Annotated in this window: 12 protein-coding genes, 4 pseudogenes and 1 riboswitch; of the genes and pseudogenes, 10 read left to right on the top strand and 6 right to left on the bottom strand. The window is 58.7% G+C overall.

What is annotated here, in order from left to right; genetic code table 11:
- Positions 1 to 61: 61 nt before the first annotated feature.
- From IVA95_RS23165 to IVA95_RS23140, 6 genes and pseudogenes are all read left to right on the top strand, one after another.
- Positions 62 to 1276 (top strand): annotated as a pseudogene (locus tag IVA95_RS23165) (EAL domain-containing response regulator).
- A gap of 535 nt (positions 1277 to 1811) precedes the next feature.
- Positions 1812 to 2015 carry a 4Fe-4S binding protein gene (locus IVA95_RS23160; protein WP_247512592.1) on the top strand — a complete coding sequence of 68 codons (204 nt, stop codon included), beginning with the start codon at positions 1812 to 1814 and terminating at the stop codon, positions 2013 to 2015.
- A gap of 780 nt (positions 2016 to 2795) precedes the next feature.
- Entirely contained in the window at positions 2796 to 3011 is a 216-nt protein-coding gene (locus IVA95_RS23155) for a hypothetical protein (protein ID WP_247512591.1), read from the top strand.
- Between the two features lie 89 nt (positions 3012 to 3100).
- Positions 3101 to 3301, top strand: a riboswitch (cobalamin riboswitch).
- A 97-nt stretch (positions 3302 to 3398) separates the two neighbouring features.
- Positions 3399 to 5713, top strand: a pseudogene (gene metE, locus IVA95_RS23150) (5-methyltetrahydropteroyltriglutamate--homocysteine S-methyltransferase).
- A 1603-nt stretch (positions 5714 to 7316) separates the two neighbouring features.
- Positions 7317 to 7700: pseudogene (locus IVA95_RS23145) on the top strand (reverse transcriptase domain-containing protein); the annotation flags it as partial.
- Complete coding sequence (locus IVA95_RS23140) at positions 7697 to 7876, top strand: hypothetical protein (RefSeq protein WP_247512590.1); 180 nt, start codon at positions 7697 to 7699, stop codon at positions 7874 to 7876. The pseudogene IVA95_RS23145 and the gene IVA95_RS23140, both read left to right, overlap by 4 nt.
- A 17-nt stretch (positions 7877 to 7893) precedes the next feature.
- Here IVA95_RS23140 and IVA95_RS23135 read toward each other — a convergent pair whose 3' ends face one another.
- Positions 7894 to 8961, bottom strand: coding sequence for a cytochrome-c peroxidase (locus IVA95_RS23135; RefSeq protein ID WP_249810429.1), 1068 nt, complete (start codon positions 8959 to 8961; stop codon positions 7894 to 7896).
- 1975 nt (positions 8962 to 10936) lie between these two features.
- Between IVA95_RS23135 and IVA95_RS23130 the strand changes: the two genes are divergently transcribed.
- Together IVA95_RS23130 and IVA95_RS23125 are read left to right on the top strand one after the other, a co-directional pair.
- Entirely contained in the window at positions 10937 to 11230 is a 294-nt protein-coding gene (locus IVA95_RS23130) for a hypothetical protein (RefSeq protein ID WP_247512589.1), read from the top strand.
- A 1617-nt stretch (positions 11231 to 12847) separates the two neighbouring features.
- The gene (locus tag IVA95_RS23125; protein WP_247512588.1) at positions 12848 to 13417 is read left to right on the top strand and encodes a hypothetical protein; all 570 of its coding nucleotides are present in this window, start codon (positions 12848 to 12850) and stop codon (positions 13415 to 13417) included.
- An 81-nt stretch (positions 13418 to 13498) separates the two neighbouring features.
- Here IVA95_RS23125 and IVA95_RS23120 read toward each other — a convergent pair whose 3' ends face one another.
- The 5 genes and pseudogenes from IVA95_RS23120 to IVA95_RS23105 all read right to left on the bottom strand — a co-directional run bounded on the left by IVA95_RS23120 (position 13499) and on the right by IVA95_RS23105 (position 16609).
- Positions 13499 to 14215: a pyridoxal-phosphate dependent enzyme gene (locus tag IVA95_RS23120; protein ID WP_346658032.1), complete on the bottom strand. Its 717-nt coding sequence runs from the start codon at positions 14213 to 14215 to the stop codon at positions 13499 to 13501.
- Complete coding sequence (locus IVA95_RS38675; RefSeq protein WP_253075373.1) at positions 14115 to 14561, bottom strand: pyridoxal-phosphate dependent enzyme; 447 nt, start codon at positions 14559 to 14561, stop codon at positions 14115 to 14117. The genes IVA95_RS23120 and IVA95_RS38675 overlap by 101 nt, the downstream gene beginning before the upstream one ends.
- Before the next feature lie 196 nt (positions 14562 to 14757).
- A pseudogene (locus IVA95_RS23115) lies at positions 14758 to 15108 on the bottom strand (aminodeoxychorismate/anthranilate synthase component II); the annotation flags it as partial.
- A 156-nt stretch (positions 15109 to 15264) separates the two neighbouring features.
- Positions 15265 to 15690, bottom strand: coding sequence for an ImmA/IrrE family metallo-endopeptidase (locus IVA95_RS23110; protein ID WP_308200474.1), 426 nt, complete (start codon positions 15688 to 15690; stop codon positions 15265 to 15267).
- A gap of 223 nt (positions 15691 to 15913) precedes the next feature.
- A complete protein-coding gene (locus tag IVA95_RS23105) occupies positions 15914 to 16609 on the bottom strand; it encodes a nodulation protein NolW (RefSeq protein WP_247512586.1) in 696 nt (231 codons plus the stop codon).
- A 185-nt stretch (positions 16610 to 16794) separates the two neighbouring features.
- On the opposite strand from IVA95_RS23105, the gene IVA95_RS23100 reads away from it, so the two are divergent.
- Both IVA95_RS23100 and sctJ read left to right on the top strand, forming a co-directional pair.
- The gene (locus IVA95_RS23100) at positions 16795 to 17274 is read left to right on the top strand and encodes a nodulation protein NolB (protein ID WP_247512585.1); all 480 of its coding nucleotides are present in this window, start codon (positions 16795 to 16797) and stop codon (positions 17272 to 17274) included.
- A 9-nt stretch (positions 17275 to 17283) separates the two neighbouring features.
- Entirely contained in the window at positions 17284 to 18150 is an 867-nt protein-coding gene (gene sctJ / locus IVA95_RS23095) for a type III secretion inner membrane ring lipoprotein SctJ (RefSeq protein ID WP_247512584.1), read from the top strand.
- Positions 18151 to 18152 lie beyond the last annotated feature (2 nt).

Here is an 18152-nt window from a genome sequence, read left to right as displayed (position 1 = left end):
CAGCTTGTTTTGGACCTTCGCTCCTCGTTTAAGGGACCGTCACGGAACGGGAGTGGTTGCGATGGAGCATGGGCAGGCCGAACTGGTCGGAGGGAAACCTGTAATCTTCGGACAGCGTAAGGTGCGGCCGCGAGCGTGCGTGGCCGTCGGCAAGCGGCATCTGCGCGCCTTTCTTCGGGATGTGCTGGAGGATATGGGGTTTGTTATCAGCGAATGCGGGACTGCTGACGAGCTGCCGCACGTACTCGGCACGGACTTCCCTGATCTGATCCTGCTCGGCATTGGCTCGGATCGCATCGAGCCTGGACGATTGCTCGAGATACTCGTACGCGAAGGATTTGCAGGCGGAGTGCTGGCGTTCGGCGCCCGCGAGTCGATCATCATGACGGCAGTGCAGCAGGTCGGGGGCGAATATGGACTTGCTATGCTGCCGCCGCTGAGGACGCCGTTTGCAGCCGAGACGCTGCGCGTTCGGGTCGCCATGCTCTTGCCCAGAGAGCCGGCGCCCCGTCCCGCGGTCCATGTCGGGGAAGCCTTACACGCTGGCTGGCTTGAGCTCTGGTATGAGCCGAAGTTTGACGCGTGTACCCTCAGCCGCCGCGGCGCCGAGGCGCTTGTGCGAATGCGGCACCCGACCTAGGGCGTTGTTCCACCGGCCTATTTCATCCCGGAGGCTCACGATCCGCATTTTAGGGAGTTGTCGCAGTTCGTGATCGACCGCGCGATCAAGGATTGGCAGTATCTTCTGGAGCAGCAAACTTCAATCGATCTCTCCATCAATCTCCCGGCAGCATTCCTGATTGACCCGCAGGCGGTACGCGATCTCTGTCAGCGCATGCCGTCGCACCCCGCTTTCGGCGGCTTGACGATTGAAATCGAGAGCGAGGAAGCGATCGAGAACCTAGATCTCCTGATCGAGGTCGCGCGTGAGGTTCGCTTTCACAACATTGGCCTTGCAATCGACAATGTCGGCGCCAATTGGCCGCAGTTGATGGGGGTGGAAAAATTCCCGTTCATGAAATTAAAAGTGGACCGGCAGTACGTCGCCGGTTGCGGAAATGGGCCCCTGAAGCGAACGGTGTGCCGCCATATCGTCGATCTAGCCAAAGAGTACAGTGTGCGCACCGTCGCCGCAGGTGTGGAGAGCCACGCCGACCTGATCGCTGTGACCGAACTCGGCTTCGACCTTGCGCAGGGCCATCTGTTCGGAAAGGCCATGCCGCTGAAGCAATTTGCACAGTCATCTTTCAGCCCTGTTCCACTTCGTCCAAAATAGTTGCATGAGGAGTGGCTGAGCACAGCCAGGCAAAGCGTACCAGCGCTCGCCCGCGCCGCCATGCCTACTCGGCACCAGGCATGCGGCTGACTGCAATTAAATCGGTCACTTTGCAAAGCCAGTATCGCTCCTCCCGGCGCAACTTCATTTCCCTCCGAAGCGACGCCGAAGCTTGTTGTAGCACAAACCCGTTTTGGCAAGCCTCCAGCGAGTCAATCCGCGGAGTTAACGTTGTAGCCGTGAGCGAGGCTTGCACAAAACCTCCAGTCAGGGCGTGTGACCGGAGGTTTGCCGAGATCCGGCGTAGACGTGCGTCGGCTCGCGGCTTTTAGTCGCGCCGCCGGTTTCGGAATCGTCGAGCGTCGCTTGGCTCCGCGCTGCCGTGCCAGACAAACCGACGGAAGCTCGCAGCGCGACTGGCTCTCGGAGTAGGGCCCGAGGGCTCGCAAATTGCCCATCATTGAGCGCGTCTGTGTTTGGCACGGCATTTGAAAGGGATCGCCAATGGCATCGCTCGCCTAAGGAATCGGAAGGCATGGCTTACAAGATCGTCGCTTCGCAATGCACCGTTTGTGGGGCATGTGAGTTCGAGTGTCCCAACGCGGCGATCAGCCTCAAGCGCGACATTTACGTTATCGATGCCAAAAAGTGTACGGAGTGCGCGGGCCATTGCGACACGCCGCAATGCGCGGTCGTCTGTCCGGTGCCTGACACCTGTGTCCCGTCTAAAACAGCATAAGCAGCCCGCGTCCAGAAGGCTTCACCGCTCGATTTCGCGAACGAAGTAGTAGATGTCGAGCTTGAGGAGGCCGCCGACCGCATGGGGCGCATCGAGGTCGATCAACATCGTTATGACTTAAGGCGCTGATCTTCTCCGAGAAGCCCTCGAAGGGCTCTGTCAGAGGACACCGTTAAATTTGTCTCGAATAAGGACGAGGCCGCCTCGATGCTCCAGTCGCCGCGTCGAGGCTTATCGTCGCTGGCTGACGAGCCAAGGCGAGGTGGACGGGGCGTCAAATATCACAAGATCGATTTGCAGGATATCTAAAGCGACGTCACGGCCGAAGCCGAAGAGGCGGTCTCCTCGCGCGACGAGATCGGTCCGGAGATCCTGAAGACGTACGAGAAGCTCGGCATCCGCTTCCGTGCACGAGTGCATGGAGCGTAGAGTCATAGCACGATCCCGCCGCCCGCCCTCTCGCCGCTTACTCCAGTTTCGCAAGTCAGCGTGCATCCTGAGGTCCGGAACTGTTCCTGCGATGTCGCGCAGGCCAACGTCCAGGCTGCACTACTCCCCAAGCGGCGACGGAAACAACGAAGGCGCGCGCCAAAGTCGCTCAGCACGTGAGTGCCTGGCGCACCGAGGAGATCATCTTGACCAACGCCACGGAGGCGATCGAGCTCGCGGCTCGTCGCGGGGTCAGCCGAACACAGGCAGTCCGACCTGATCATCCGTTCGATCCTGGAGTAATCCGGCCTTTGCAATTCCTCAGAGCCTCATGGCACTGTGATCAAACGGATGCCGGCCGAGGATGATCGCAACTTCCTTACGGACGAGTTCGAGAAGCTGCTGACGGAAAAGACCAGGCTTTGTCGCGATCACGCAGATGTCGAAGCGCCCGGCGCGTTCGTTCTGCTCGCGGAGCTCATCCGACTACGCGAACAGGGTGTTGAGCGGACGCATTCACAAGCGGAGCCTCCACAGATCCACGCGTTTTCACCAGGCCGGGAGTAAGACCGTTGTAGCCTACCTAGTACAGCTCGCAATCGCTTGGGCAATATCGCAGCGACACTCCAGTAGGTTGACGGATCGATCCTCGTGCGCATAATGCCAGCCGTCGTGGTCTCCGGATTTCGTTTGATCCGGAGCTAAGAGGGAAGCCGGTGCAATGCCGGCGCTGCCCCCGCAACTGTAAGCGGCGAGCCGCTGTCCAACGAAGTCACTGAAGCCATGCGGCTTCGGGAAGGCCGGACAGCAGCGACGACCCGCGAGCCCGGAGACCTGCCTCGATTATATCGTCCACGGGCGGGGTGTCCCGGTGTGCGCCAAGCAGCTGTCGCTCACGCGATATTCGCTGCATGCGTCCGCCATGGCCTTTGCCCCAATCATGGCGTCTGAGCTATGTCTATTCTTTCGCTTCCCGTTGCCACACTGGGGATGTCACGCATCGGCCCACGACGCGAACTCAAATTCGCGCTCAAGAGCTACTTGGCGGGAAACTCCAGCGAAGCCGAGCTCCTCGAGGCGGGGAGTAAACTTCGTGCCGCTAATTGGGCACGGCAGAAATCCCGCGGTGCGACCGTCATTCCTTCGAATGACTTCTCGTTTTACGACCATGTGCTCGATACCAGCGTAACGGTCGGCGCCATTCCCGACGTCTACGGCTGGACCGAAGGTCCTGTGTCGCTCAAGACCTACGTCACCATGGCGCGTGGCGCTCAGGACGGTGGTCACGCTCAGCATGGGCCTGGAGTAGCCGCACAGGAAATGACGAAGTGGTTCGATACCAACTACCACTACATGGTGCCGGAATTTCACCAGGATCAGATCTTTAAGTATTCCTCTCGAAAGCCGATCGAGGAATATGAGGAGGCAAAAAGCCTCGGCTACCGAACGCGCCCCGTCCTAGTTGGCCCAGTCACTTTCCTGAAGCTCGGCAAAAGCGCAGATCCCGCATTCAATCCGCTGTCGCTGCTTGACCGGCTCCTCGCAGTCTATGTCGATGTCCTCCGCGAACTAGCCTCGCGCGGTGCTGAATGGGTTCAGCTCGACGAGCCATGCCTAGTGACGGACGTCGACGAAGCGTCGCGGGCGGCTGTCCGCCGGGCCTATGCTCATTTCGCAGAGGTTGTGCCGGCCCTTAAAATCATGCTGGCCACTTATTTCGGCGCTATCGGCGACAATCTTGAAACAGCCTTGGCCTTGCCCGTTGCCGGGCTTCATGTCGATCTGGTTCGGGCACCCGACCAGTTGGACGCAATTGTCGCCACAGCCCGCAGAGATCTCGTGGTCTCGCTAGGCGTCGTTGATGGTCGCAACGTCTGGCGCTCCAATCTTGCGGCGCTGCTCGACCAATTGCCCCTATGGTCAAAAAGCTGGGCAGGGACCGTGTTCAGATTGCTCCTTCCTGCTCGCTGCTTCATGTTCCGATCGACATTGAGCTAGAGACCGATCTCGATCCCAATCTGAAGACGTGGCTGGCGTTCTCAGTTCAGAAGATCAAGGAACTTTCGATATTGGGCAAAGCGCTGGCCGGCCATGCTGCCGAGGTGGCCGATGAACTTGCGCTTTCGGAGGACGCAGCCGTGACCCGCGAAACATCGCCCGAGATCCACAATGCGAATGTCGCCGGACGAATGGCCGCGATCGACGATAGCATGCGTCGCCGTCGCAGTGCGTTCACCCAGCGTGCCGACGTCCAGCGCGTCGCGTTCGCATTGCCGATGTTTCCAACGACAACCATCGGATCCTTCCCGCAAACGGTCGACGTCCGGAATGCGCGTGCGGCTCATGCGCGGGGAGCGCTGAATGACGCGCAGTACGAGCAGCTTCTGAAAGCGGAGACAGCCCGTACCGTGCAGTGGCAGGAAGATATCGACCTGGACGTGCTCGTACACGGTGAGTTCGAGCGCAATGACATGGTTCAATACTTTGCCGAGCAGCTGTTGGGATTCGCTTTCACCAAGCACGGCTGGGTTCAGTCTTATGGGTCGCGGTACGTTCGCCCGCCTATCCTGTTCGGAGATGTTTCCCGGCCGAAGCCGATGACCGTTGAATGGTGGCGCTATGCGCAGTCTCTGACCAAGAAACCCGTCAAGGCTATGCTGACCGGACCGGTGACGATCCTGAACTGGTCGTTTGTCCGCGACGACATCTCGCGGAGCGAGACATGCCGTCAGATCGCTCTTGCGATCCGAGATGAGGTCATCGACCTTGAGGCGGCTGGAGCGACCATGATCCAGATCGACGAGGCTGCGTTGCGGGAGGGATTGCCGCTACGCAAATCGCAGTGGAGGAACTATCTCGATTGGGCAGTGGACAGCTTCCGCGTTTGCTCCTCCGCTGTCGCCGACGGAACTCAGATCCATACCCACATGTGTTATTCCGAGTTCAACGAAATCATCGATGCGTTCGCAGCAATGGATGCTGACGTCATTTCAATCGAGAGGTCGCGTTCTAAGATGGAATTGCTCGAGGCCTTCAAGAGCTACTAATATCCCAATGAGATCGGGCCCGGCGTCTACGACATTCATTCACCGCGCATTCCCGCAGCGGCGGAAATCAAGCAGCTGATTGTGTTGGCGCGGCAGCGAGTTTCCGATCGGCAGCTCTGGATCAATCCCGACTGCGGACTGAAAACTCGAAGATGGGAGGAGGTGCGTCCCGCGCTCATCAATATGGTGGCCGCCGCACGCGAGTTGCGGGCTGAGCCATGATGGTGCGGAGCGTTTCGCCAACGCGTTTGTGAATAAGATGCACGCGCTTTGGGGGCTTACGATGTCCTTGCGAGCTCCCAAAGTTCCCAGCGCCTGGGAATCCGGCCGGCGCCGGCGGAGGCGGTCGCATACAGCTGGCGACAAGCTCGGTTTTCGATCCGACGGCGGACAGCGTGCCGGCGATGCCCGATCCGGTCACATATTCCGAAGTCATTAACGCTCGACGCGAAGCACAGCGCTATTTTTCATTTATCCATCGCGTGGATGCGTCCCATCACAACAATCTATTTTACCTCCCTTACGGAATGTCATACGAAATTGGCGCCTTGGCACGCTCTTCCGGAAGATAATCGAGCGTTGTTGGTGTTTGGGGGTGCCAAATGCTGCTGCGCGACGGCAAACTGTCGCTTGTGTTTCAGGGCACGGCAGCCAAACCGCTTGCGCAAAGGATCCCAGCTCAATCAAGGCACTGCCTGCCAACCGGACAGCGGGCGAGTGGTGGACAAGTCGCGAAGTTTCCGACAGGAGCGGAAGGCAAGCGGCTCCAGATTTCGCGCGGAGTGATATCCGCTTCTCGTTGTTTGACGGCGAATGCCCTCGCCGTAAATCGATCGCCGGTAGTCCTCCCTACCGACGAAAGCTGGTGCGATGCGTAAAGCAGCGTTGTTCCTGCGTGACTATCGCCCGGCCTCCCGAGGAGGCCGGGCGTTTTTTTGTGGTGCGCCCAGCATGGGCGCACTCTTATGGGTGAAAGTCCCGTCGCGAGTTGATCACAACGAGCGAAGCGAAGCGCAACTGCACGAGGGTGACCGAGTGTGGGCGTGGAGCGAAGCTGCGGGCCAATGAACAAGAACCGGATAGAAGGCGTTGCCGAACAGGGTGAGCGGGCCACAAACCGCGAAACTCGTGATCAAGGGGAAGCGGCGTAGATCCGGCGGTCGTGCAGTGAAGGAGTGCGTTCTTACCTGGGGAGATCTCGCCTTGTGCCTGAAAGGGGCAACGGTGTCGAGCCGGAGCGAGAAGTCAGCCGAGGTTGTAGTCGCCGGCGGTAGAGTCGGAAGGCTGAACGGTGGGCGAAGAACCAAACGAGAAGGAGTGTTCAATACCGTGCCGAGGTGGCAAGCATCGCATCAGATGTCTGCGCAAGCAGGGCGGTCCGGGGTATGACGCGGTGAAGCCCCGTGTGGCTCGGGCAGCGATGAAGCTCGCCGCCCGCGGCATGGATCGGAGAGCCAGGGTCAGGGCTGCTTCTGGCGGCGCTGACGAGAGAGAACCTGCAACGCGCGATCAAGCGGGTGCGGGCCAACAAAGGCGCAGCTGGTGGGGACGGTCTGCACATTGACCAGACCGTCGCACATCTGCGTACGGCGTGGCGGGCGATCCGCGAGCACCTATTGTCGGGGACATACCGGCCCAGTCCGGTACGACGGGTGACGATCCCCAAGCCTGACGGTGGCGAGCGCGAGCTTGGCATTCGGACGGTGACGGATCGTTGGATCCAGCAGGCGCTGCTGCAGGTGCTGCAGCCCATTTTTGATCCGACCTTCGCGAGCACAGCTACGGCTTCCGGCCCGGTCGAAGCGCGCATGATGCCGTCCTCGCGGCGCAGTCATACGTGCAATCGGGTCGCCGGATCGTGGTGGATGTGGACCTGGAAAAGTTCTTTGACCCGGTCAATCACGACATCCTCATCGACCGCTTTCAGAAACGGATCGGGGACACCGGAGTCATCCGGCTGATCCGGGCGTATCTGAACAGCGGAATCATGGACGATGGCGTGGTCCAGACGCGTACGATGGGGACGCCGCAAGGCGGGCCGCTATCGCCGCTGCTGGCCAATGTCCTGCTCGATGAAGTGGACAAGGCGCTGGAACATCGGGGCCATTGCTTCGTGCGTTACGCCGACGATGCGAACGTCTACGTTCGCAGCCGCCGGGCGGACCGGGTGATGGGCTGCTTCGGCGGCTCTACGGCAAGCTGCGCTTGACGGTCAACGAGACCAAAAGCGCAGTGGCCAGTGTGTTCGGTCGCAAGTTCCTGGGCTACAGCTTCTGGCCAGGTCCGGGCGGCGCGATCAAACGCAAGGTCGCCGACAAGCCGCTGAGGACGTGTGCGGGACGCCGGGTTCTTGCGTCGCATCTGTTACTATTCGGCAAGGCATGAAGCTGGTGCTGTTAATCCTATCTGTCTATTGAAGGCTTTGGCGTCGTGTTGGTACGGGTGGGTAGTATCGGATACTCGATCTTAGGTAGGCGCCCGGTTAGCGAATTCAGAAACGCGACAATGTCGTTTTCTTCCCCATCACTAAGCTTGGCGCCGAGCTGGATTTCACTCATCAGGGCGACAGCTTGCTTCAGGCTCCAAACCTGGCCCGAATGGAAGTAAGGGGCTCGCAACGCGACGTTCCGCAACGGCGCCGCGCGGAAGACATATTCGTCGCCGACCGCCTTGGTGACCGCGAATCGGCCCTTATCGCCTTCCGGAAGCAGGGTTGCATCCGGCTTCTTCATCACGCCGAACGGGAAGTAGGCCTGTCCACCGACATTGATTCCATTGTGGCAAGAGGAGCATCCCTTCTCCATAAACAGCGCCAACCCTGACTTCTGCTGATCATCGAGAGCATGTGTATTGCCCTCCAAATACTGATCGAACGGGGCCGCAGGTGTAATGAGAGTCGCTTCAAAAGCCTCGATTGCCTTCGCAAAGTTTTCAAAGCTGACCGGTCTCGCTTCGTTCGGGAAAGCGTTTTTGAACAAGACGACATAGCTGGTCATTGAGTTCAAGGTGTCGAGCACACGATCCGGAGTCGCATTCATTTCGGCACTCGCCTGCACAGGGCCAGTTGCTTGCGCCTTGAGGTCCGCGGCGCGTCCGTCCCAGAATTGCGCCGCATTGAACACTGCGTTGTAGACGGTTGGAGCTCGACGTAGGCCGACCTTCCAGCCGTGACCGACGGAGGTCGGACCGGCATCGACTCCGCCGCTGCCGAGGTTGTGGCACGTATTGCAGCTAATGATCTCGCTTGCCGATAGCCGCGGATCGAAGAACAGAATCTTGCCAAGCTCGACCTTTTCATGCGTGACTGGATTGTCCTTTACCGCAGGAATGACTGAGGGGATCGGATGGAAGATCTGCCTGGCGGTTCTCATCAGATCATCGTCCGCGCTAGCTCCTGACGACATCAGCAACCCAGTCGCCAAAACAGATGCTTCAGCCACAAGCCGAAGCTCCCGGATCGATTTGTTCATACACCCGCCTCATCAGTTCTGATTGTTAATCAAGGAAACACTCGAAAGCGATGCCACACCCCGTTCCCACAACGGGCCGGCGCAGCATGCACCGGATCCTTTCAAGCGAGGCTGCATCAAAAGTTCGATTTTGAGGTGCTCGCTGCCGGCGTTCGCCCACGAGGCGTCAGACCGTTATTTGATTCGCGAGTTCGCTTTGAGCTTAGATCACGACCTTCCTATTGCTAGATCAGACTAGCGCCTCAACCTTCGGCATGATGGCCGATCTGACAACAACAAGCGTGCCGAAAAAGGATAATCTGTCCGGTGGCCGCATCGGTTCTCCATTAAGCGATTGGGTGGGCAATACGCTCCAGCGAAGTTGATCGTATCTGTCTTAAACCGCTGGTCGCGCTAGCGCTCACGGTGCGGCTGGACAATAGCAAACCCCATGCCAGTTGCATCTGACATGCAAGCTGCTGATTAAAGTTACAGAACGAGTCCGGGCTACCGAACAACGTCGGATGTCTTGGCTTGATGAATACATACAGTGTCACAGATGCGACAAGCGCCAGTCCCGGCTAGACATCATCGCAGAAAGTTTTGTGATGAGATCCAATTGCCAGCTCGCCGGCCGCACGTGGGACGGCGGTAATAAGATCTACGCTGGCCTACGGCGAGACACTGAGCCGAGGCGCCCGGCGGTGCGCATCGCTCACGATTTCGCCTCGCCCTGCCGACTGAAGGCTCTCCGACCTCATGTCCGGGCCGGCTCTTCGCGCGCCGCCGCCGAAATCCCACTCGTTTGTAACAGACGAGCTCCCAAGCCTGAACATGGCTTGTCTTGAACCCCACCTGGGGTTCGCTGGCATGGCAATTGCCGATCTCAAATCGGTTACCCACAGTTTGACGGTACGACCGTCCGATTACTCCGATACTCCCATTCGACACCAGCTTAAGTGGCCGGCCTGACACCTGATCGGGCCGCGTGTTGGTTGGAATAAGATAACCATTTCGACTCACTCACGGGCGAGTGGCAGCTTTTGAAATCTGCGCGCTGATGGCAAAAATCGCTGAACTTCTGCAGAAGCAACGGTCACTTCGTGCTCTTGCGTTGAAAGACTTCGATACAAGAGGACATGCTGGGAGGAGATCGTTACATCATGTCCGCAGTGTCCATGGCTGGTTCAAGCTAGATATGGTGTCCGTGATGGCTTCGATTGACGATCGCTTGAATGAGATCAGATACGTGCGGAATGACATTTGGCGTTGTCGAAGAAGACTTCAAAGCGAGCTAAGTGATCTCGAGCGTAAGGTTCTCGAAAAGCGCCTGCTTGAGCGGCAATCTGCCTTTGAACGGCTCCTAGCGACCACGTTTCCTTTTACATTGACACTGTGAAGCAAAATTCGGGACCTGTGCCGCGGGTCATTGGCGCGGAAAATGGTGTCCGCTCATAGAACGCATGCGCCTGCGTCAGGAACTTAGCGCTCCGTCGCCGCGGGCCGTCGCGCCCGTCATGGCCGCCGCCGAGCTGAATGCGTCGGCCCTCAGCCTTGGTTCACCGATGTGCTGGCCCGCGGCGCACCGTGAGCGCCGATAATGAAACCGTTCGGGCCGCCCATCCAGGCCCACCGCTGGGGGGGATACCGATTGCCCCGTTTCTGCGACACCGCGGTCACATGAGTAGCTTTCATCCGACAGAGCGATCGAAGAAGCTTGAATCGGCCGTAGCGTCAGATTGTACAGAGCAGGCGAACGATACTCCAGACTAGGTGTAGCCGAATGAGAAGACCCGTTATCGCTTTTGTATTATGTTCCGCTCTCGAGTTGCTCGGGCTAAGCACGGGCGCGGTTGCGGACACAAGGCGGTACGCGTGCACGATCACTGCCGCCGATAGAGAGCCGGTCGGAGTTCGGGACGAGCGGGTCATTCTCACGGTTCAATATGGCTGCCGGATCGCGGATGGTCTCTTGAGTGACGCGGGGATTACAGCAGTGTCCGTCAGCGAGTGGGCTGCTGATAAAGGAACATACTTAGCGTCCCTGGAATTTCACCGCGCGCTGGAGGGAGTTGCAATTGGGCAACTCTCCGGGGTGACCGGCTTCTCTAGCATGGAAGGCGAGCAAGGCATTGCGGTCGCAACTTCCGGCACGACAGTATTCAAGTTCGCATCTGGCTCATTGGCAGCCCTTTCAGGGAAGACCCTTAAATTCACCACCAAACTCACTGGCCTACGTAGCTTCGAATTGGAGTTCACAGATTGGCCAGAATCTCTTTTTTGGAAGTGACTCGTGTCTCACGCTGATTTCCGCAAGCGCTCGGGCGGACGAGCCACTGTCGACTCTTAACTCCACACGATGAATACCGCTCCGGCCTGTGTGCCGTCCTCAAAGACGAGCACACCGCAACAAAGGTTGAGCCCAAACTCCGAAGGCACTTGAAGGCGGCTAGACTACTTCCCAGCGCAAATTAGGTGGACGCAGTCTGAATTCAGAGTCGGCCGGTCGGCGGAAAACTGCAAGGTCGAACGGATCGGCGCTTGACTGGTTAGGCTGCCATTGATTCATTCTTATGGATCATTAGTGAGCGAACCGTTAAAGCGCGCGACAAGCTCGTCGGCAAGCTGCCGGCCACCGGCGAGTTGCTGCGCGGTTCGTAGCTGGAGCGCACCTTCCGACATACCAAAGGCTGTCCTAAATGCGCGCGCGGCGAAGGGCACAGGTGTTCGTGCTCACCCTGACATACGCCGGCGGCCGAAGCGCTCAACGGCTTCTACCGCGAAGTACGTCGGACCTGGCTGCGTTGTCTGAGACGGCGGAGCCAGAAAAGTCGGCGCATGGGCTGGTCCGAGTTCGACACCCTGACGGCACGCTTCCGTCTGCTCGTTCCACGCATCACTCGCACTTGGGCACAGGCGCGGATATGACGCGGGTTACCCCCGGGAACAGCCGGGTGCGGGAAAGCCGCCCGCCCGGATCTGTGAGGGCAAAGCCGAATGGCCGAGCTACTCGACCACGATCATAAGACTAGGGCACGTTGACTGGCGGCAGGGACGCGGTCAGCCGCGGCACAAAGCTATCTTGGTGCCGGCCGCGTGCTGCCAACACTATTGTAAGCGCCACAAAAACGATCAGAAGTCCACGCATTCCGAAGAATTCCCCGCCAACTCCATCGCAATTATGAAACGGCTGACACCTGATGCGCTTGCTCTAAGCTCGCCGCGAAATTGCCGCCGCGTTCAATGCAGGCTGTTAGGCTTGCAAAGTCGAAAAGATAAGCCCACTCAGTCGTCAAAAATCAATATTCCTTGTATTTCCGAGTAAGTCTGCGAACTATCGGGTGGTCAGCTTGAAAAATTCACCGCGTGCGTATGATGTCCTTGTGGCGGTAAGACGTGGCCCGCTGCGATGCCGATCTCGCGATGCCAGCCCATGCACCGGTAAATTCCGGCATAGGGAGCCGTGGCTCCTGGCTCATGATCCTGGTCAAATGGCTCGCTGTTAGACTCGCGCAGATAACGCCCGTTCTTATAGCTCGCGATTCGTCATTTCTCAATCGGCTAGCTTAACTTTGCCTAAAGCCATCCATTCGGGCGCAGAGTTGATCTGAAAAGCTAGCTGAGCCCGCCTTCTGGCCTTCTGCGAGCGTGCTTGTTTATCTTTCGACAGTGCGCCCCGCAGATTGCCGCCAGTGCGGAGGAGCCCGCGCCATCGCGAGTGTACTTAGAGCTATGGCCGCGATCGTATCGTGCGTTTTTTCATTGCCTGTGCAGCGTTAATGCGCCGAGTGCCTGTTGGCGCGGTAAAACATCGATTCGTTGAACGAGAGTCGTGTTGGACGCTGAAGCGGCATGATCTTTCCCGATATCTTTCTGCGCATGACCAAGTACTTTCGCATGGACGCTCTTGACCGTCATCTACTATCGCGGCAACGAGAGCCATTATAGATCGAGAGAAAGAATGATGGATGTGATTGATCAAGCGAACGGTTCGGAATTGCCGCCCGTCTTGCAGAAGTCATCAAGACGCCTTCCGTGGGTTTTTGGATTTGTCGCCGTCTTCATCGGGCTATGCGTTGGGGGTGCATTTTACTGGCCCCATATCGACCGAATGATCGAGGCGTCAGCGGCACGTGAAGTCGTCCCAATGCCGGCGTTGTCACCTGAAGACAAGGCGGCCCTTTCGGAGATTCGGTCGGGGCAACAGGAGGTGAGCGAGGAGATTTCAGCGCTTAACCGCAACATCGATGCGCAGCAAGCCGATTTGAAACGGATGTTAGATCAAATCGCAGCCCTGACCTCAAGAATTGAGTCTCTGCAGAACATTGCTGCGCCTCTTCCTGCAGATATTCGTCCGCCAGCAGCCCAGGCCGCTTCAAAGCCGACTACAAGAGCCACTCGCCCGCCTAAACCAGAAGGGCCGGTTTCCGTCGGGGGCGCACCGCTGGTTCCCGAGCCGGAGACGGACCGCCGATGATCCAATCATGAAGCCTCGAGCCTGCCAGACATGGCATCACTGAGAGGATGCAAGTCGAACTAAGAGCGAAGATCGCGCTGCTCACGTTCGGTCCTCCCAGTCGCGTTCGGTGAGGAGGACGAGAATGCGGCTCGACCGGTCGAGTCCGAGATCGCTTGTATGGCTCGGGTCTGCGAGAGCAGCCATGGCACCCGCCAGGCCCGCTGCACCGGACGGCGTGGTGGCGAGGCCATCATGGGCGGAGAGTACGCGAACAGCATCCACCAATTCCGCCTCGAGCACGGTAATGGCCCGAGCGCCGTGACGCCTGAGCACCGCAACGGCGGGCGCACTCGCCTGGCCGCAGGAGAGCATCTCCGCGGATGTTCGAAGATCGCCTATCACCCGAATCGGGCGACCGGCCGCGAGCGCGGGCGCAAGACACGCGGCGGTTTCCGGCTCGACCGTCACGATGCATCCCGGAGGTGCCAGCCAGCCCCAGAGGCCCTCGGCGATGGCAGCGGCGAGTCCGCCGACACCAGCTTGTATAAAGACGTGTGTCGGACGCCCATGGCCGGCGAAGTCTACTTGATCGCGGATTTCCGCCGCCGTGACGCCGTATCCCGCCATGACGTCGCAAACGATGGGGTCGTTCGGATCGTCGGTCGTGTCGGCGACAAGAATGCCGGCGCCTTGGCAGGCCGCGGCTGCGGCCGCATCAACTGCATTGTCGTAGGTGCCCGGCACCCACACGATCTCGGCACCCTGGTTCTCGATGCGGCGCGCGCGCGCGTTCGGCACGCCCTCGTGCAGGAACACGCGGGCGGGGCGCCCCGGCAAAGCGCGCGGCGGCAGCTACCGCGAGCCCGTGATTACCGTCACTGGCGCAGACCAGGGTCGGCTGCCCCTTAGGTCGGGCCGCGAGAAGGTCGGCCACCTGCATGCGCGAGGCCCGGGCGAGCGCGCGCAACCCGGCATAGGTGCCACCAAGCGACTTGAAGCTGCCGAGCATGCGGCGGCCCTCGTCTTTCGCTAGCACCTGCGCCACTCCGAGCCGCTCCGCCAGCGCCGGAAGGTTCAGGAGTGGCGTCGGCGCGTATGCGGGATCGAGGCCGGCAAGCTCGGCTGCGATCGCATTGACTGGTGAAGAAGAGGTGCTGTTCATGCGTTGATCTTGCCCGCTACAGGTGACGGCTGCTGCCGGAGCGTTGCACAGCAACTGTTTCCGCCGATCATAACCAGCTGTACCTTCGAGCACCACCCTCGACGACTTCGATCGCGCGCTTCTCGCGGAGGCCCTTTTCGTGCTCGCGTCCGCCTCCGCAAGTTTAAATGCGCATCTGCGCAATGATCTGAGAGTTTTATCGGCAGGAAGTCTCTGCGAGCCGTAAGAAGTCTGTGAGCAGCACGTGCCATCGTTGCGTAAGTATGGATTCGGGGTGAAACGGCAGGCCGTAAGTTGGTTGATAACGATGTGCGAGAGCCATGACCTCGCCCTCTTCCGAACGCGCTGTCACCATGAGATCCCGCGAGAAGACCTCGTCGAACTCGACGACAAGAGAATGGTAGCGGCCGACGCAAAGTGGGGACGGGAGTCCTGTGAAAAGCCCCCGGCCGTCATGGCTAATATGCGAGGCCCGGCCATGCAGACCTGCGCGCACGACGCGTCCGCCGAAAACGCTCCCAATACACTGATGTCCGAGGCAGATGCCGGCGGTTCAAGGTCTGCCAATTCCTCTAAGTCCTCCAGAGGGAATGGCAGAGCGTTTTTGATGTCGGTAATGGATTGGATATTAGCTTCACACAACATTTCGAAGCAGCGCCGAATGAGGTGAGGCGATTCTGTTTCCATTTTACCGTCAAATGGTTCACCTTTGCGCCATCGGCGCCATCCATAAGCGCTTGGCCGACAAATCATCCAAGATGTCGAGCGACTTGCAGCGCATTATCATTGCACTGACCGAAACGCCCCATCTCTCCTTAAGACTGAGCATGCCATCCAATGTTGGGGCGTATAGCTCGTCTAGGAAGTCACGCTCAGGAAGCAGCATAAAACTTGCAAACTGGTCAGCATGCTTCTCCAAGATCTTATAAGTCGTGCGGTTGTTTAGATGCTCTTGTGTCACCTTCCGATGAAGTAAAACGTGTGCGAGTTCATGCAGTGCATCAAAGCGCTGTCTCGATGCGCTCGCCTTGTCTCGTGATAACATAATGAAGGGAATGCCAAACCGGTCAGACCATTGCGAAAAAGCATCCACCTTTTCCGCGCGAACGTGAATACGAGAAACAAGAATCCCGCTTTCTTCAATACGGACGGCGACCGGCCATCCCCATACTGGAACACAAGGTGGTGCAACGGCAATTCTTGTGGGTCTGGAGTCGATTTACGAGACGCACGTCTCGCATGCTTGTACGGCGTCTGATCGGACGATCGGTCCAGGCTCCCTGCACAACCCGCGCAACGGACTCATTGAGGAGCGCGGCTAACAGGAATTCGGAAACAAGCTCGTCTCAGTATCATCTTGGGGCCGGCCCTCGCGCAGGCAAGGCACCCTCCTGGCGCGGCATGTCTGAAGAGTACGGGCCTTCAGTTCGCCCATCCCGAACGACCGTCGCGGAGGCGCCGCGATATAACATCAGCACAGATTCCCGGGACGGCATCTCGACGGAGCGAGGTCGCGCCTGCGCCTCCGCCACAAGACCATTGAGCGTCTGATCCACGAGTGCGATGAAGCGTGGTGGACCGGACGCAAGGACTAGGCCATTTCCCGGAGCCGATCTCATGATGTAGCGTTCGTCGGAAATGGCGAGCGCATCGAGGGTTGCCTTGAGCGCGTCGCAGCTGATTGAAGTTAGGAGAAGCAGACGAGTTTGCGCTTCCTTTGCGGTAGAGACGTAAAGCACGAGCCCATCGTAATACCATTGAAGATTGTAGAGCTGAGTCAGATGGTCAAGGAACTCGCGCGGTGGTAGGTCCGGCATGTGCCCGCGAATCCGACCCTTCACCTCGGCGCTGATGGTGACTTTAATATTGAGGTTGTTGCCGAATTCCTGCAGCGCGGCAGAAAGCTCCTGATCCAGAACCGTATACCGGTAAGGGGTCGAGGGCAGCGACAGGGGAGCGCCGCGCGCGATCTGTATTCCGCCGGAAACGAAAACGGCGACACACAGAACTCCGTTCAAAACGTGCGGGATTATGGATCGGATGAGCATTCATGGTTCTCTTTGACTTAAACTAACAGGAGTACGTTTGGTACGTGAACGCGAAACGTGATCTTTAGATGGCGATGTGCGGGCGAACTCGTCAGCTTGTCGTCAGCTGGCCTGTCTAGGACATTAAGCCGCTAATCGGCTTGAACGGCTGGTCGTATCACATCTCGATGAGAGCGAGTCTTTCCATGATGATGTTAGGCGCTGCGCCGATTTCTCACAATCTAGAAGGCCTGTCCAAGGCCTTTTCGGCAACAGTTGTCGACGCGCAGGTCCAGTTTCAGCAGAGTCTCTTGCAAGCGGCTTCGGTTCAAGACCTTGCGCCTTCAGTAACGGAAGCGGCGGCCGTTCCGCCGACATCCGAGGTATCGCGTGCAACAACACAGGCGAGCCCGCTGGGCGATCGCATCCTCCAAAATCTTTCTGCGATGTATCCGGTCAATGCAGTTCCAAAAGGTGCGGAGGCCGGGCCGGCATCGGAGCCCCTTTTGCTGCAACCGGGCAAAGCGGAAGCAGGTGTGCCGGGCACCCCCAGTGGCGCGGGTGACTTCGAGGCGATGTTGGCGAATTTGAAGGATGTTTCTGACAGCGCCATCCAGGTAACACTCATTTCAAATGGCATCGGTAGCCTCGGTTCATCTCTGAACAAGCTGATATCGGCGGGCTGAGTGGGGCGAATGATTGGTTTAATCTATCGCGAAAGCGGTCAGGCGCGCCCATTCCGCAAGCGGGTTCAACTTCTGGCTCTGCTGCCGCTCCTGCTTGCCCTGGTTGGTTGCAAAGCCGATCTCTACACGAAAGTTCAGGAGCGTGAGGCCAATGAGATGCTTGCGGTCCTCCTCAAAAACGGGGTCGATGCGCTCCGCGTTGCCGCTAAGGACGGGACTATCACGATCCAGGTCGAGCAGACTCAGATTGCTTCCGCAATCGACCTGCTGAATGGCGAAGGGTTGCCGCGCCACGCTTTCAAGAGTCTCGGCGAAGTGTTCAGCGCGGCGGGTCTGATTGCTTCGCCAATCGAGGAGCGCGCCCGTTACGTCTATGCGCTGAGCGAGGAATTATCTCGCACGATCAGTGATATCGATGGTGTCCTCTCGGCGCGCGTCCACGTTGTTCTGCCAAAGAACGACCTGTTGCGACGTGACACCACGCCATCTTCGGCGTCGGTTTTCATCCGGCATGACTCGAGGGCAAATCTCTCAATTTTGCTGCCGCAGATTAAAATGCTCGTCGCCAACAGCATCGAGGGCTTATCCTATGACAAGGTGGCTGTTGTTTTCGTCTCAGTCGAGCGGCCCGCACAAGAGCCGCGACCGGCGGCTGCGGCTGGTTTCGCCCAAGCATCTGGAGTCATTTCAACGCCATTGGTTGCGGTTGGCATGGGGCTCGGCGGGTCTGTATTCGGCGTGCTATCCTGCGTCTTGCTGAGCGCTCGTGGGCGTCAGCGCAGGCAATCATCTCAGAAAGTTAGCGCTGTTGGTGGGCGCTCGGGTGTCTCTGCTATCGAGATGATTCGCAAAGCGACTAAGCCTAATGCGGCGTAGTG

Source organism: Bradyrhizobium sp. 157 (genome assembly GCF_023073815.1).
Classification (GTDB): domain Bacteria; phylum Pseudomonadota; class Alphaproteobacteria; order Rhizobiales; family Xanthobacteraceae; genus Bradyrhizobium.
The sequence above is the reverse complement of the archived record's forward strand: the minus strand, read 5'-3'. Positions and strand labels throughout refer to the sequence as shown.